At 72.3% G+C, this 14,061-nt stretch carries 11 protein-coding genes; 4 read left to right on the plus strand and 7 right to left on the minus strand.

The window, feature by feature from the left end:
• Window positions 1–6 precede the first annotated feature (6 nt).
• Both mfd and ACZ1IK_RS02050 read right to left on the minus strand, forming a co-directional pair.
• The gene (gene mfd, locus ACZ1IK_RS02045; protein WP_161787943.1) at window positions 7–3,663 is read right to left on the minus strand and encodes a transcription-repair coupling factor; all 3,657 of its coding nucleotides are present in this window, start codon (window positions 3,661–3,663) and stop codon (window positions 7–9) included.
• A complete protein-coding gene (locus tag ACZ1IK_RS02050) occupies window positions 3,660–4,706 on the minus strand; it encodes a MauE/DoxX family redox-associated membrane protein (protein WP_251393468.1) in 1,047 nt (348 codons plus the stop codon). The genes mfd and ACZ1IK_RS02050 overlap by 4 nt, the downstream gene beginning before the upstream one ends.
• Before the next feature lie 184 nt (window positions 4,707–4,890).
• On the opposite strand from ACZ1IK_RS02050, the gene ACZ1IK_RS02055 reads away from it, so the two are divergent.
• Both ACZ1IK_RS02055 and ACZ1IK_RS02060 read left to right on the plus strand, forming a co-directional pair.
• Window positions 4,891–5,418: a DUF2505 domain-containing protein gene (locus ACZ1IK_RS02055; protein ID WP_070708691.1), complete on the plus strand. Its 528-nt coding sequence runs from the start codon at window positions 4,891–4,893 to the stop codon at window positions 5,416–5,418.
• A gap of 83 nt (window positions 5,419–5,501) precedes the next feature.
• Window positions 5,502–6,077 carry an arsenate-mycothiol transferase ArsC gene (locus tag ACZ1IK_RS02060; RefSeq protein ID WP_070708692.1) on the plus strand — a complete coding sequence of 192 codons (576 nt, stop codon included), beginning with the start codon at window positions 5,502–5,504 and terminating at the stop codon, window positions 6,075–6,077.
• Window positions 6,078–6,120: 43 nt separating this feature from the next.
• On the opposite strand, the gene pth is transcribed toward ACZ1IK_RS02060, so the two are convergent.
• The 3 genes from pth to ACZ1IK_RS02075 form a co-directional block, all read right to left on the minus strand.
• Entirely contained in the window at window positions 6,121–6,696 is a 576-nt protein-coding gene (pth, locus tag ACZ1IK_RS02065) for an aminoacyl-tRNA hydrolase (protein ID WP_010079281.1), read from the minus strand.
• 7 nt (window positions 6,697–6,703) lie between these two features.
• Window positions 6,704–7,327 (minus strand): 50S ribosomal protein L25/general stress protein Ctc, encoded by a 624-nt coding sequence (locus ACZ1IK_RS02070; protein ID WP_070708693.1) that lies wholly within the window; start codon window positions 7,325–7,327, stop codon window positions 6,704–6,706.
• 185 nt (window positions 7,328–7,512) lie between these two features.
• Complete coding sequence (locus tag ACZ1IK_RS02075) at window positions 7,513–8,823, minus strand: O-antigen ligase family protein (RefSeq protein ID WP_260446659.1); 1,311 nt, start codon at window positions 8,821–8,823, stop codon at window positions 7,513–7,515.
• 168 nt (window positions 8,824–8,991) lie between these two features.
• Here ACZ1IK_RS02075 and ACZ1IK_RS02080 point away from each other — a divergent pair, with 168 nt between their 5' ends.
• Window positions 8,992–10,395: a tyrosine-protein kinase domain-containing protein gene (locus ACZ1IK_RS02080; protein ID WP_070708694.1), complete on the plus strand. Its 1,404-nt coding sequence runs from the start codon at window positions 8,992–8,994 to the stop codon at window positions 10,393–10,395.
• 60 nt (window positions 10,396–10,455) lie between these two features.
• Here ACZ1IK_RS02080 and ACZ1IK_RS02085 read toward each other — a convergent pair whose 3' ends face one another.
• Both ACZ1IK_RS02085 and rfbB read right to left on the minus strand, forming a co-directional pair.
• A complete protein-coding gene (locus tag ACZ1IK_RS02085; protein WP_070708695.1) occupies window positions 10,456–11,871 on the minus strand; it encodes a sugar nucleotide-binding protein in 1,416 nt (471 codons plus the stop codon).
• A 13-nt stretch (window positions 11,872–11,884) separates the two neighbouring features.
• A complete protein-coding gene (gene rfbB, locus ACZ1IK_RS02090; RefSeq protein WP_465098273.1) occupies window positions 11,885–12,880 on the minus strand; it encodes a dTDP-glucose 4,6-dehydratase in 996 nt (331 codons plus the stop codon).
• A 284-nt stretch (window positions 12,881–13,164) separates the two neighbouring features.
• Here rfbB and ACZ1IK_RS02095 point away from each other — a divergent pair, with 284 nt between their 5' ends.
• Window positions 13,165–14,061: a glycosyltransferase family 2 protein gene (locus ACZ1IK_RS02095; RefSeq protein ID WP_336574924.1), complete on the plus strand. Its 897-nt coding sequence runs from the start codon at window positions 13,165–13,167 to the stop codon at window positions 14,059–14,061.

The following is a 14,061-nucleotide window of genomic DNA, read 5'->3' on the forward strand; positions in this document are numbered from 1 at the left end:
CCCGCCTCAGCCCTCCGGCGCGAAGATCGCGTCGACCACCTGCTGCGCCCACTCGAGCAGCGGGACGTCCACGAGGTCCTGACCCATGACCGGCTTGGTCTTGGGACGCGGGATGAGGACGCCGTTCAGGGCCGGCTTGACCTGGGCGCCCTTGTACATGCGGGTCAGGCGCATCTGACGGGACTCCGGCAGGTCCGCGGCGGGGCCGAACTTCACGTTCTGCCCCAGCAGCATGACCTCGGTGACGCCCGCGGCTCGCGCCCGGTTGCGGAACCGGGCGACGGCGACGAGCGCCTCCACCGGCTCCGGCAGCGGGCCGTACCGGTCCTTGAGCTCCTCCACCACGGCGTCCACGGCGGCGTCGTCCGCGGCCTGGGCGAGGTTGCGGTACATCTCGAGGCGCAGCCGCTCCCCCGGCACGTAGTCGTGCGGCAGGTGGGCGTTGACCGGCAGCTCCACCTTCACCTCGGCGGGCGCGGTGTCCTCCTCGCCCTTGAAGTCGGCCACGGCCTCGCCCACCATCCGCAGGTAGAGGTCGAAGCCCACGCCGGCGATGTGGCCGGACTGCTCCCCGCCCAGCAGGTTGCCGGCGCCGCGGATCTCGAGGTCCTTCATGGCCAGCTGCATGCCCGCGCCGAGCTCGTTGTGGGTGGCCACGGCCTTGAGGCGTTCGAGGGCCACCTCGCCCAGGGGCTTCTGCGGGTCGTACAGGAAGTACGCGTACGCCCGCTCGCGGCCACGGCCCACGCGGCCGCGCAGCTGGTGCAGCTGCGAGAGGCCGTAGCGGTGGGCGTCCTCCACGATCAGGGTGTTGGCGTTGGCGATGTCCAGGCCGGTCTCGATGATCGTGGTGGAGACGAGCACGTCGAACTTCCGCTCCCAGAAGTCCACCATGATCTGCTCGAGCCGGGCCTCGCTCATCTTGCCGTGGGCGACGGCGATCCGCGCCTCCGGCACCAGCTCGGCGATGCGCTTGGCCACCTTGTCGATGGTGGTGACGCGGTTGTGCACGTAGAACACCTGGCCCTCGCGCATCAGCTCGCGGCGGATGGCCGCGGTGACCTGCTGGTCCGAGTACGGGCCCACCGAGGTGAGCACGGGGTGGCGCTCCTCCGGGGCGGTGGCCAGCGTGGAGGTCTCACGGATGCCGGTGAGGGACATCTCGAGGGTGCGCGGGATGGGCGTGGCGGACATGGCGAGCACGTCCACGTTGGTGCGCATCTTCTTCAGCGCCTCCTTGTGCTCGACGCCGAAGCGCTGCTCCTCGTCCACGATCACCAGGCCCAGGTCCTTGAACTGCACCTGGTCGGAGAGCAGCCGGTGGGTGCCGATCACCACGTCCACCTCGCCGTGCGCGAGCCCCTCGACGACCTCCTTGGACTCCTTGGCGGTCTGGAACCGGGAGAGCGCGGCCACCTTGACGGGGAAGCCGGCGAACCGGTCGGAGAACGTCTGGTGGTGCTGGCGGGCGAGCAGCGTCGTCGGGACGAGGACGGCCACCTGCTTGCCGTCCTGCACCGCCTTGAACGCGGCGCGCACGGCCACCTCGGTCTTGCCGAAGCCGACGTCGCCGGAGACGAGCCGGTCCATGGGGACGGCCGCCTCCATGTCCTTCTTGACGTCCTCGATGGTGGTCAGCTGATCCGGCGTCTCGATGAACGGGAACGCCTCCTCCAGCTCGCCCTGCCACGGGGTGTCCGGGGCGAACGCGTGGCCGCGCGAGGCCATACGGGCCGAGTACAGGCGGATGAGCTCGCCGGCGATCTCGCGGGTGGCGCGCTTGGCCTTGGACTTGGTCTGCGCCCAGTCCGAGCCGCCCATCTTGGACAGCGACGGCGTCTCCCCGCCCACGTAGGTGGAGATCAGGTCGAGCTGGTCAGTGGGCACGAACAGCCGGTCGCCGGGGGCGCCGCGCTTCGAGGGCGCGTACTCCAGCACGAGGTACTCGCGGTAGGACTCCTCGGCGCCGGGGGCGGTGCGCGGGCCGCCGGTGACCTTGCGGCGCTGCAGCTCCACGAAGCGGGCGATGCCGTGCTGGGAGTGCACCACGTGGTCGCCGGGCTGCAGGGTCAGCGGGTCGACGGCGTTGCGCCGCTTCCGGGCCAGCCGCGCTCCGGGGGCGCGCGTGCCAGCGGTGCGGTGCCGGCCGAAGAGGTCGTGCTCCGTGATCAGGGCGATCTGCGCGTCCGGGATCGTGAAGCCGGAGCCGACGGGCGCCGTCGCGATGGAGACCCGCCCCGGGGCGAGGTCCGCGGGCAGGGGCCCGTCCGCCACGGAGGCCGTGAGGCCGGCCTCCGTGGTGAGCTCGGCGAGACGGCGGGCGGAGCCGGGGCCGTCGGTGAGGACCACGGCATGCCACCCCTCCGCGAGCCGGACGCGGGTGTGCGCGACCATGGCCTCGATGTCGCCCGAGAAGGTCTGCGGGACGCCGAGGGTGGCGCGCAGGGTGGCGGCGTCGGGCAGCAGCTCAGCGTCCGAGACCAGCGCGGTGACGGACCAGAACCCCTGGTCCTGCTCGAGGGCGGCCGCGCGGAGTTCGGCCACCGTGAGGAAGCCGCCCGCGGCGGACTGGTCCGCCCCGGCCACGTCCACCGGGGCGACCGCGCCCTGCGCGGCGCCGGCCCACGCGGCCTGGAGGAACTCCTCGTTGGTGGCCAGCAGGTCGTCGGCGCGGCCGCGCAGGCGCTCGGGCTCCACGAGGACGGTCAGCGAGCCTGCGGGCAGCATGCGGGGCAGCGACGTCATGGCCTCGGCCAGCAGCGGGGAGAGGGACTCCATGCCCTCCACGGCCACGCCCTCGGCGATCCGGTCCAGCATGTCCGCGGCGGCGGGCATGGCCGGGATCAGCTCCTTCGCGCGCCGGCGCACGTGGTCCGTGATGAGCAGCTCGCGGCACGGGGGTGCGTACAGCTCGGAGGGGTGGCCCGAGCCGTCCTCCGTGGTGTCCTCGAGGGAGCGCTGGTCCGCCACGGAGAACCAGCGCATCTGCTCCACCTCGTCGCCGAAGAACTCGATGCGCACGGGGTAGTCCTCGGTGGGCGGGAACACGTCGATCAGCCCGCCGCGCACCGCGAACTCGCCGCGACGGCTGACCATGTCCACGCGGGAGTAGGCGGCGTCCGCGAGCGCGGCCACCACGGCGTCGAAGTCCCGCTCCTCCCCCGTCCGCAGGGTCACGGGGCTCAGCTCGCCGAGCCCGGCCACGAGGGGCTGCAGCACGGCGCGCACGGGGGCGACGACGATGCGCAGCGGGCCCTCCGCGTGCTCCTCGGGGTGGGCGAGGCGGCGCAGCACGGCCAGGCGCGCGCCCACGGTGTCCGAGCGCGGGGACAGGCGCTCGTGGGGCAGCGTCTCCCAGGACGGGAACAGCGCGGCGGCACCGGCGGGGGCCCAGGCGGCGAGGTCGGTCACGAGGTCCTCGGCCTCGCGGGTGGTCGCGGTGACCACGAGGACGGCGGCGCGCTCGCCGTGGCCCTCGGCCAGCGCCTCGGCGAGGACGGTCAGCAGGGGCGCGCGGGCGCCGTCGGGCAGGCCGATCTCCAGCTCGACGCCCCGAGCCTCGAGCGGCCGGGCGGCGGAGGCGGCGGCCGCCTCGAGGGCGCGTTCGGCGCGCAGGCGCGGCAGCAGCGGGGCGAGGACGGGGGTGGTCTCGGGGGCGCTCATGCGCGGACCTCCGGGGTGGCGGCGGGCAGTTCGGTGGTCATGATCTCCCGGATCTCTTCGAGGAAGGCGAGGACGTCGTCGGCGCCGCCCACCGGGCCGCCGGCGGTGAGCCGGTCCGTGCCGAGCAGCACCGCGGTGGGGAACGAGTGCAGGCCGAGGGCCTGCGAGGCGGCGCCGGCCGGGTCGGCGAGCACGAGCGACGCGTCGACGGCGCCGCTGTGGATCGCCCCCTCGGCGCCGGGGGCGTGCTGGGGCATGAGGACCCGCAGCCGGACCGGCCCGAGCGCGTCCTTGAACTCGTCCAGCCGGTCGATCACGCGCGTGCAGGAGCCGCACCCCGTGGACAGGCGCAGGGCCACCACGGCCCCGTCCGCGACCAGCCGGTGCAGACCGGTGTATTCGCCGTCCGCGACCACGACGGCGTCCGGGAACGGGTGGCGTTCGGGCTCGGCGGCGTCGGCCGGGTCGACGGCGGCCGGGGCCTCGGGCGTGGGCGTCGCCGGGGCGGCGTCGGGTGCGGCCGGGACGGACTCGCGCCCGGCCAGGAACGCGGCGGTCGCGAGCAGCACGGACACGAGCAGGGCCCACGCCCACGCCCCGGCGCCGAAGGCGGTGAGCGGCTGCCAGGCCAGGCCCGCGCCGTGCACCGTCAGCGAGACGATCCCCTCGGCCAGGGCCAGGACGGCGAGGGCCAGGAAGACGACGTTGCGGACCACGGTGGTGCGGGAGATCGGGGCGGCCGATGCCTCGCCGAAGCAGCCGCACGAGACGCCGTCGTCCTGGGCCCGGACCACGAGCGCGAGGAAGGCGGCGAAGAGGGCCACGGCCACCAGGCCGACGACGGGACGCAGCAGGGTGAAGGGCTGCAGGAGGGCGGCGGCGAGCAGCAGCTCGAGCCAGGGGAACGCGCGCGCCAGGGCGGGGGCCGCGAACGGGCGGGGCACCCTGAGTCGGGTGAACGTGGCCTGCACGTCCTCGCCGGAACGGAGCTTCGCCGTCCCGCTCAGGAGCATGATGAGGGCCACGGCCCAGAGTGCCGACATGGCGGACACACCTTCCAGGGGGTTCACGAGGGGTCGCGCGGCCGGTCCCGGCGCCGTGCACGGGACCCGGGTCGCGGAGGCCAGCATATAAGGTGAGGGATGGGCGCCTATCGCCGTCGGCGAACCGGTGCAGGCCCTCTCACGGCCCGCCGGGCGCGGCCCGACTTGACCCCGAGGAGACACCGTGGCCTTTTCCGCTCAGCAGTCCATCCCGCACCCGCCGGCGGCCGTGGCAGCCGCCCTGGCGTCCGAGGACTTCCACCGTTCCGTGGTCGAGTCCTTCGGCGGCTCCCTGGTCTCGTTCTCCGTGGAGGGCTCCCCGGAGGGCGCGATGACCGTCACCGCCGTGCGCTCCCTGCCCGCGGACCGTATCCCGGATCGGGTCCCGGACATGGCCCGCAAGCTCATCGGCTCCGCCCTCCAGGTGGAGCAGGTGGAGCGCTGGGACGCGCCCGCCGCGGACGGCTCCCGCGCCGGCACCACCACCATCACCGTGCCCTCCGCCAAGGCGACGGCGGACGGCGCCCTCCGCCTGACCGCCGCCGGTGAGGGTTCCCAGTTCTCCGTGGACGGCACCCTCGTCTGCCGGATCCCGCTGGTGGGCTCGAAGCTCGCCGCGAAGGCCGAGCCGATGGTCGGCAAGGTCGTCGATCGCCAGGCCCGGGCGCTGTCCTCGTGGCTCGAGCGTGATGGCGGAGCCGCGCGCGGTTGATCTCGTTCTCCCGTCGCCCGGCGCTGTCGAGCTCGGCTCCGCCTGCCCGGCGGGGGCGCCGGGCCCTCCCCTCGCCGGACGCCGTGCTCATCGTGTGCACCGGCAACGTGTGCCGCTCGGCCTATGCGAGCCGGGCCCTGCAGGGCCGGCTGGCGGCTCTGGTCCCCGGCCGGGTGGAGGTCGGCAGCGCCGGCTCCCAGCCGAACCAGGCCCTGACGGTGCCGCCGCCGCTCGTGCGGCTCGGCGCCGAGGCCGGCGTCACCGGGCTGGAAGGCCACCGTCCCGCCGCGTTGCAGCCGTTCATGGTGGCGGAGGCGGATCTGGTGTTGGCCGCGGCTCAGGACCACATGCGCTTCGCGCTGCGGGAGGTGCCGCAGGCCGTCGCGCGGGTGTTCACCGTGCTGGAGCTCGCGGCGCTGGTCCGCGCGATGGACCAGCGGGACGGGCGGGACTGGATCCCGGCCGGTCGCGGAGTGCGTGCCTTCGCCGCCGAGGCGGCCCGCCACCGGGCCCTCGCGCGGTCGACCGCCCAGCCCCTCGACGTCGTGGACCCGTTCCGCGGGCCGGTGGAGGGGTACGCGGAGATGATCCAGATCATGGATCCCGCCCTGGAGACCATCGCGGACGCTCTGGCCCGTGCCGTGACCCCGGCCCCCTGAGCGTGGGGCTGAGCCCCCGTCGAGGATGTCGCGGGGCGGGAGGTCAGTGGAACGCCTGCTGGGCGGGCTCGAGACCGTCCGTGACGAGCTTCTCGACGGCGTCCGCCGCGCGGTCCACGTGCAGCGGCAGGACGTCCTGCTCGGGCTTGGTGAAGGGGCGCAGCACGAAGTCGGCCACGTCCATGCGGCCCGGGGGGCGGCCGATGCCGACGCGCACGCGGGCGTAGTCCTTCGTGCCGAGCGAGGCGGTGATGGACTTCAGGCCGTTGTGGCCGCCCTCTCCCCCGCCGCGCTTGAGACGCAGGGTGTCGAACGGGATGTCCAGCTCGTCATGGACCACCACGAGGTCCTCGGGGCCGATCCCGTAGAAGGACGCCAGCGCGGAGACGGGGCGTCCGGAGACGTTCATGTAGCCGGTGGACTTCGCGAGCACGACCCGCGGTCCCCCGATGCCGAGGCGACCCGTGGCCACCACGGCGCCGGCCCGGTGGCGGGTGAACCCGACCCCCATGCGGGAGGCGAGCTCATCCGCCACCATCTGGCCGACGTTGTGACGGGTGCGCTCGTACTCGGGCCCGGGATTGCCGAGCCCGACGATGAGCGTGGTCCCCGTCGTCATGGCGTGATCAGTCCTCGGAGCCCTCGGACTCGCCCTCGGCAGACTCGGCGGCCTGCTCCTCCTGCACGGACTCGTCGCCGAGGTCCTGCTCGAGGACCTCGTTGACGGTGGCGATGGCGATGTCGTCCTCGAGCTGCAGCGTGGCGCCGGCGGGGACCTGCACGTCCGTGGCGTACACATGGTCGCCGGCCTCGCGGCCCTCGATGGAGATGGTGACGGCCTCGGGCAGGTCGGTGGCCTCGGCCTCGACCGGCACGGTGACGTAGTCCAGCACGTACTCGTTGCCGGGGGCGACCTCGCCCTCGACCTGCACGGTGACCTCGACGATGACCTTCTCGCCGCGACGGACCGCGATGAGGTCCAGGTGGTCCACGGTGTCCTTGATGGCGTGGCGCTGGATGTCCTTGGGCAGGACCAGGTGCTCCTCGCCGGCCTCGTTCACGACGGTGAGCAGGGCGTTGGGGTTGCGGACGGCCAGGGTGGTCTCCTGGGCCGGCAGCAGCAGGTGCACGGGCTCCTGGCCGTGGCCGTAGACGACGGCGGGGATCAGGCCGGCGCGGCGGGCCTGGCGGGCGGCGCCCTTGCCGAAGTCGGTGCGGCGGGTGACCTTGATCTTGAGCTGGTCAGACATGATGCGTCCTCCTGTGGGGGTCTCGGCCGCGCAGCCGGGGGCGGCGCGGGATGCGGCCAGGAGGGGGCTTCAGTGCCGCAGCGGGTCAGCATGCTGACGCGCGGCGGCGGCCTCGTCGATCACGGAGCGCACGCTCCCTCGCCTGGGCAACCCGGACAGGATAGCACCGGTGGTGCTCGACGCGTTCAGCGGCCCGCGAGTCGGGACCGCTCGATGATGCGGTCCAGCTTGCGGCGGTGGGCCCGGTCCTTCGCGGGGGCGCCATGGTCCTCCTCGTCCTCCTGGGCGCTCAGCAGGAGTCCGCAACCGAGCACAATGGCGCCGAAGATCGTGATGAACACCTCCCCCAGCTGGAGCGAGGCCACGAGGATGATGAGGGCGGCCGCTTCGACGGCGACACGGGAAGGCGAGCGGTGCGTCCGGGCGAAGGGCCGCAGGCACAGCCAGAGGTAGGCGCCGACCACCACGACCAGGAACGGCCAGCCGCCCTCGACCAGGAGACCCAGGTAGGAGTTGTGGAAGAACATGGACACGTGGTCCAGGTCCACGAATGCCGTGGAGAGGCCCTGGCCGAAGAAGGACGTCTCCGCCACCTTCTCCACGGACGCCGCCTGGATCTGCGCCCGGAACCAGTCCGTGCCCGTGCGGTCTCCGAAGATGCCGAGGTCGGCCAGGTTCTCCTCGGCCCAGCTGACGAACCAACCCATGACGACCCCCAGTGCGATACGCAGGACCCGCCCCAGGTAGGGGCTCACGAGGATCCACACGACCGCGCAGAGCAACGCGGCCATCGAGGTCCGCGAGCCGGTGAGGAAGGTCAAGACGGAGCCGGCACCCAGCACGAGGAGTTTCGGGCCCATGCGTTGCATGGTGGCCACGAGCAGCACCGGCAGGAGCGCATAGAAGAGGCCGGAGACGTTCTTGTCCCCGAGGAAGCCGGTGAGGTAGCCCCCGTAGGCGTCCGGGACCAGGCCCGCGTAGAAGAGGGGCACGTTGATCAGTGCGCCGGCCGTCATCCCGTAGAGGACGCCCTTGATGTCGATCCTCTCGCTGGCGATGGCGTAGATCAGCAGGATCAGGAGCGTGATCCTCGTGGCGCGACGCGTGGGGTCGAGGTCGTTGTGCACGGTCACCGCGACGAGATACGCCACCAGGGCCAGTGCGACGAGGGCCAGCACGCCGTAGTGGGACAGGTCCCGGCGGGGCTGCCGGAATGAGGCGAGGAGCAGCAGAAGGATGGCGGAGAACTCCGCGAACGGGATCGGCAGGCCGGGAGCGGTGAACGCATCCATCACCAGGCCGATGGCCAGCACGGCCTCGAACAGCCGCGGTGAGGCCGGCGTGACCAAGGGGTTCCACGGGGAGCGGGTCCACGCGGCCTGACCGTCCGGGACGAGGCCGAGTGAGGCGTGACGCCTGGCAGGCCGGGCCTCGGGTGGCGCGACGGCCCCCATGGCGCGGGCAGCCGTCCGGTCACGGGGCGTGCTCGGGCGCATGGTGCGGAACCTTTCGTGGACGCCGGGCAATACTCGGCTCAGCGTAGCGCGGTGGCGGGCCTCGTCCTCGGGGCCTCAGAGCGCACGGTAGGTGTTGGTACCGTGGACCTGTGCGTTTCCTGGCCACAACGGCCCGCGCATCCCCGTCCATGACCCCCGAGGTGCCCCGTGACGATCGTCGACTTCTTCCGCCTCCTGCGCGCCAACCTCCTGCTGCTCCTGGCGGCAGCCCTCGTGGGGGGTCTGTTGGGTTGGGGCTACTCCGCACTGCAGCCCCGGATCTACGCATCCGAATCTCAGGGGTTCCTCGCCGCCCGGGCTGCAGATCAGAGCCTCATCACCAGCAACCTGCCCGCCGAGAGCCGGGCTCAGGCCTACGTCGCCCTGATCAACAGCGAGGCCGTGCGTGAACGCGTGGCACAGGACACGGGGCAGGACGGCGACGGCTCGCTCTCCGCGGTGCTCGTCCCCGAGTCCAGCATGATCAAGGTGACCGCCACCTCGACCGATCCCGAGACCGCCGCGCAGCTGGCGAACAGTGCACTGCAGGCGACGGCGGACGTGGCGGCGGACGTGGACAAGAACAGCCCGCTGGAGGTCGTGCCGCTGTCCGATGCCCGCGTGCCCTCTGCCCCCGTGAGCCCTGACACCCGGCGCAACGTCCTCGTGGGCGTCGTGGCCGGACTGGGTGCCGGGCTCGCCATCGCCGTGCTCCGTCGTCTCCTCGACGTGAAGGTGCGCAGCCGCGCCGACGTGAAGGAGATCACCGGCGCAGGCGTGATCGGCGCCGTCCCGGAGAACGAGTCCCTGACCCGCACGGGCGAGGAGGCCATGGACCTCGACCCCCGGGCCGGCGAGGCCATCCGGGCGCTGCGCACCAACCTCAAGTTCGTCTCCGTCGACGAGCCGCCGCGCGTCGTCTCGTTCACGAGCGCGGACCCCTCCGAGGGCAAGTCGACCGTCGCATCGAACCTGGCCCGCGCCCTGGCCCTGGCCGGCGAACGGGTCCTCGTGGTGGACGCCGACCTGCGGCGGCCCCGGCAGCACGACCTCTTCCAGGTGGCGGGCGACGTGGGCCTGGCCGAGGTGCTGGCCGGTGAGGTGCAGCCGGACGACGCCCTCGCGGCCACCGGAATCCCGAACCTCACGCTGCTCCCCGCCGGCCGGACGCCCCCGAACCCGTCGGAGCTGCTGGGCTCGAAGCGCATGCGGGCCCTGCTGAAGCTGGCATCGGAGGACTTCTTCGTCATCGTCGACTCCCCTCCCCTGCTGCCCGTCACGGACGGCTCCCTCCTGGCCACGGCCGTGGACGGGACTGTGCTCGTGGTGCGTCAGGGGCGGACCCGCAAGGACCACCTGGAGGCGGCTGTGGAGAATCTCGCCGCGGTGGACGCGCATCTGCTGGGCGTCGTCATGAACGGCGTCGCGCGCTCCCAGCGCGGCGGCGGCTACTCCTATGGCTACGGGTACGAGAGCACGTACCACAAGTCCTACGAGAAGTACCTCTCGAGCGTCGGCTCGTCCGCGAGGAAGGGGCGGCGTTCACGCCGCAAGGCCCGCACGCGCAGCTGATCGCCCCCACGCACGAAGCCCCCGCCGAAGCCGGCGGGGGCTTCGTCGTGCGAGACGCGGTCAGCGCCTCAGGTACGTCCGCAGGCGTTCGCGCTGATCCGGGGCGGTGTAGCCGACGGCCGCCAGGGGCCCGAGGTCGAGGGCGCTGTTGGTCGGCCGCGGGGCCACGCCCTCCTTTCCGGCCATGTACGCGGCGGTGGTCGTGGCGGAGACGCGCCCGGCGTCGTGGCCGGTGTCCTCGAAGACCCACCGGGCGACGTCGTGCCAGGTGACCACGTCGCCGCTGTTGGTCATGTGGAACGTGCCCGTGGGCGCGTCCGTGGTGACCAGGTGCAGCAGGGCGTCGGCGAGGTCGTCGGCGAAGGTGAGGCGGCCGTGCTGGTCGTCGACGACGGCCGGGTCGATCCCGCGCTCGGCGAGGGAGGCCATGGTGGCCACGAAGTTCTTCCCCTCCCCGATCACCCAGGAGGTGCGGACGATCCAGTGCCGCGGCACGGTGCGCACCGCGGCCTCGCCGGCGGCCTTCGATTGGCCGTAGACGCCCAGCGGCGCAAGCGGGTGGTCCACCGGGTGCTCCTGCCCCACGGGGAGGGCGCCGTCGAACACGTAGTCGGTCGAGACGTGGGCCAGGGGGACGCCGGCCTCGGCGCAGCGGCGGGCGAGCTCGGCGACGGCGGTCGCGTTGACGGCCCAGGCCTGGGCCCGGCCCTCGGGCGTCTCGGCGGCGTCCACCGCGGTCATGGCGGACGCGTTGACCACGGCGCGCAGGCCGCGGAAGTGCTCCCGCGGCCACGAGGCCGGATCGGTCATGTCCCACGTGTCCCTGCCGTGGGCCTCGACCGGGATCCCCGCGGCCTCGGCGCGGGCCACGAGGGCGCGGCCGAGCTGGCCGCCGGCGCCGAGCACGAGGATCGGGGCGGGCGGCATGGGGGTGACGTCCGCGAGCATCGGGTGGGCGCGGTCCTTGTCCGAGAGCTCGGCGTCCTCGAGCGGGATGGGCCAGGCGATGGCCGCCGTCGGGTCCGCGAGGTTGAGGAACGTGTACTGGCCCTGCGCGTCGGCGGACCAGTGGTCGTTCACCAGGTAGGTGTAGGCCGTGTCCGGCTCGAGCGTCTGGTAGGAGTTGCCCACCCCGCGCGGCACGAAGACGGCCTTCTCCGGGCCGAGCTCCACGGTGGCGACGGCGCCGAAGGACGGCCCTTCGCGCAGGTCCACCCAGGCGCCGAAGATCCGGCCGTGGGCGACGGCCACGTACTTGTCCCAGGGTTCGGCGTGGATGCCGCGGGTGGTGCCGACGGCGTCGTTGAAGGAGATGTTGTTCTGCACCGGGGCGAGCGAGGCCAAGCGGGGGTGCTCGGCGGCGAGGGCGCGGATCTTCTCCCGCTGCCAGTTCTCCTTGAACCAGCCGCGGTTGTCCCCGTGGACGTCGAGGTCGAGGACGAGCAGGCCGGGGATGGCGGTCTCGGTGATGCGCATCAGCGGTGCCCCCTCACTGGCCCTGGGCGCGGTAGGTGGCCTCGACGGCGGCCTTGGCCGGGCGCCACCAGGCCTCGTTCTCGCGGTACCAGCGGACCGTGTCCGCCAGACCGGCGCGGATGTCCGTGAACTGCGGCTCCCAGCCGAGCTCGGTGCGCAGGGCGGTGTTGTCGATCGCGTAGCGCAGGTCGTGGCCCGGGCGGTCGGCGACGAGGTCGTAGTCGTCCGCGGGGCGGTCGAAGAGCTCGAGGAGGATCTCCACGATCTCCCTGTTGTTCCTCTCGCCGTCCGAGCCGATCAGGTACGTGCGGCCGATCTCGCCGCGCTCGAGGATCCGCAGCACGGCCGAGGAGTGGTCCTCCGTGTGGATCCAGTCCCGGACGTTGACGCCCTGGCCGTAGAGGCGGGGGCGGACGCCGTCGATCAGGTTGGTGATCTGGCGCGGGATGAACTTCTCGATGTGCTGGTACGGGCCGTAGTTGTTGGAGCAGTTGCTCAGCGTGGCCTGCACGCCGAAGGAGCGCACCCAGGCGCGCACCAGGTGGTCCGAGCCGGCCTTCGAGGCCGAGTAGGGACTGGAGGGGTTGTACGGGGTGGTCTCGGTGAACTTCGCCGGGTCGTCGAGCTCGAGGTCGCCGTAGACCTCGTCCGTGGACACGTGGTGGAACCGCTTGCCGTGCTTGCGAACCGCCTCGAGGAGGACGAAGGTTCCGACGATGTTCGTCTGGATGAACGGCGAGGGATCGTTCAGCGAATTGTCGTTGTGGGACTCCGCCGCGTAGTGCACGACGGCGTCCGACTCGGCGACCAGGCGGTCCACCAGGGCCGCGTCGCAGATGTCCCCGACCTCGAGAGTGACGCGGTCCTCCGGCAGGCCGGCGAGGTTCTCCCGGTTGCCGGCGTAGGTCAGCTTGTCCAGGACGACGACGTCGTGCCCGGTCTCGCGGACGACGTGGTGGACGAAGTTCGATCCGATGAACCCGGCGCCGCCGGTGACGAGGAGGTGCATGGGGCTCAGGCTACAGAGGTCGGGAGCAACGCGGGCCCGAGACGGCGTTCTTGCAGTCAAACGCCGCGCCTGTGGATACACCGCCTACTCTGCCCCGGGCGGTGGTGCCCCACGGGCAACGAAGCACCCGCGGTTCCATCACGAAACCGGACAAGGCATGCACGCGAGAGACCACACGGGCGCTTAGCGAATCACGGGCCGGGCAGGTGTCTCTCCGGGAGGCCAGCAAGGCGCTCCTCTGAGGTAGCCGGAGATCCGATTAGCGCCTAGGTAGAGTGTGACGCATGGAGTTAAAGCGCCTGGCCCGCCTCCTTCGGACTGCGATGGCTCGGCGGCGGCCGTTACAGCGCCGCGTCGAGCGCTCCATCACTGTCCCTAAGTTGCCCCGTCGGAAGGTCAAGCCGGGCAGCGTGTGGGCGGTGACGATGGTCCGCAATGAGGCAGACGTGGTCGGCCGCTCTATCCGCCACCTGCTCGGACAGGGCGTGGACGGGGTAATTGTGGTGGACAACCTCAGCGAGGACGCCACCCCGGACGTTCTGGCGGAGCTCGCCCGCGAAGATGGCCGGGTACATGTCGGGGTGAACGCGCTCGACGCGTTCTATCAGGGTCGGGCAATGTCCTACCTGACTTGGCTTGCCCACCGAGCGGGGGCGGACTGGATCATCCTGTTCGACGCCGACGAGTTCTGGTTCGGGCAGGAGGGGACCGTCGTTGACGCGCTCCGACAGGTTGGGCCAGACCGGGTCCAGGCGGCCGCCTCCTATGACCTGCTGCCTGGCACCCTCGAGGGGGTAAATTTCACCGATCCGAACGCCGTGGCCCGTATGAGGCAGGAGCCCAGTACAAAGAAGGTCGCCATCCGTCCGGACCGGTGGGTGTGGGTGGATGATGGCAACCACACATGCCTTGACCTCGCCCGCGACGTTCCCGGTCCCCTGCGCATCGCGCACGTTCCTCACCGCTCGCTGGAGCAGCGCATCCGCAAGGTTGTGCTGGGAGCCGCCGCCCTCGAAAAGGCCGACACCCTGCGCCCCGACATCGGCAACCATTGGCGCGCCGCAGCCGGCCTGAGCGAGGCTAACCTGGCGGCCGCGTGGTCCCAGGAGGTCGAGGCGGCTCGAGGTCTCCCCATGGTGCCTTTGCCCACCAAATGGGAGGGGTGGACTACCCCCTTCTGA

The organism is Micrococcus sp. CS26 (assembly GCF_055522295.1).

Bases quoted from the DNA above. Each gene is read 5' to 3' on its own strand.
- mfd (WP_161787943.1), bottom strand. From the start codon at position 3,663: ATGAGCGCCCCCGAGACCACCCCCGTCCTCGCCCCGCTGCTGCCGCGC.
- ACZ1IK_RS02050 (WP_251393468.1), bottom strand. From the start codon at position 4,706: ATGTCGGCACTCTGGGCCGTGGCCCTCATCATGCTCCTGAGCGGGACG.
- pth (WP_010079281.1), bottom strand. From the start codon at position 6,696: ATGACGACGGGGACCACGCTCATCGTCGGGCTCGGCAATCCCGGGCCC.
- ACZ1IK_RS02070 (WP_070708693.1), bottom strand. From the start codon at position 7,327: ATGTCTGACCAGCTCAAGATCAAGGTCACCCGCCGCACCGACTTCGGC.
- ACZ1IK_RS02075 (WP_260446659.1), bottom strand. From the start codon at position 8,823: ATGCGCCCGAGCACGCCCCGTGACCGGACGGCTGCCCGCGCCATGGGG.
- ACZ1IK_RS02085 (WP_070708695.1), bottom strand. From the start codon at position 11,871: ATGCGCATCACCGAGACCGCCATCCCCGGCCTGCTCGTCCTCGACCTC.
- rfbB (WP_465098273.1), bottom strand. From the start codon at position 12,880: ATGCACCTCCTCGTCACCGGCGGCGCCGGGTTCATCGGATCGAACTTC.
- ACZ1IK_RS02095 (WP_336574924.1), top strand. From the start codon at position 13,165: ATGGAGTTAAAGCGCCTGGCCCGCCTCCTTCGGACTGCGATGGCTCGG.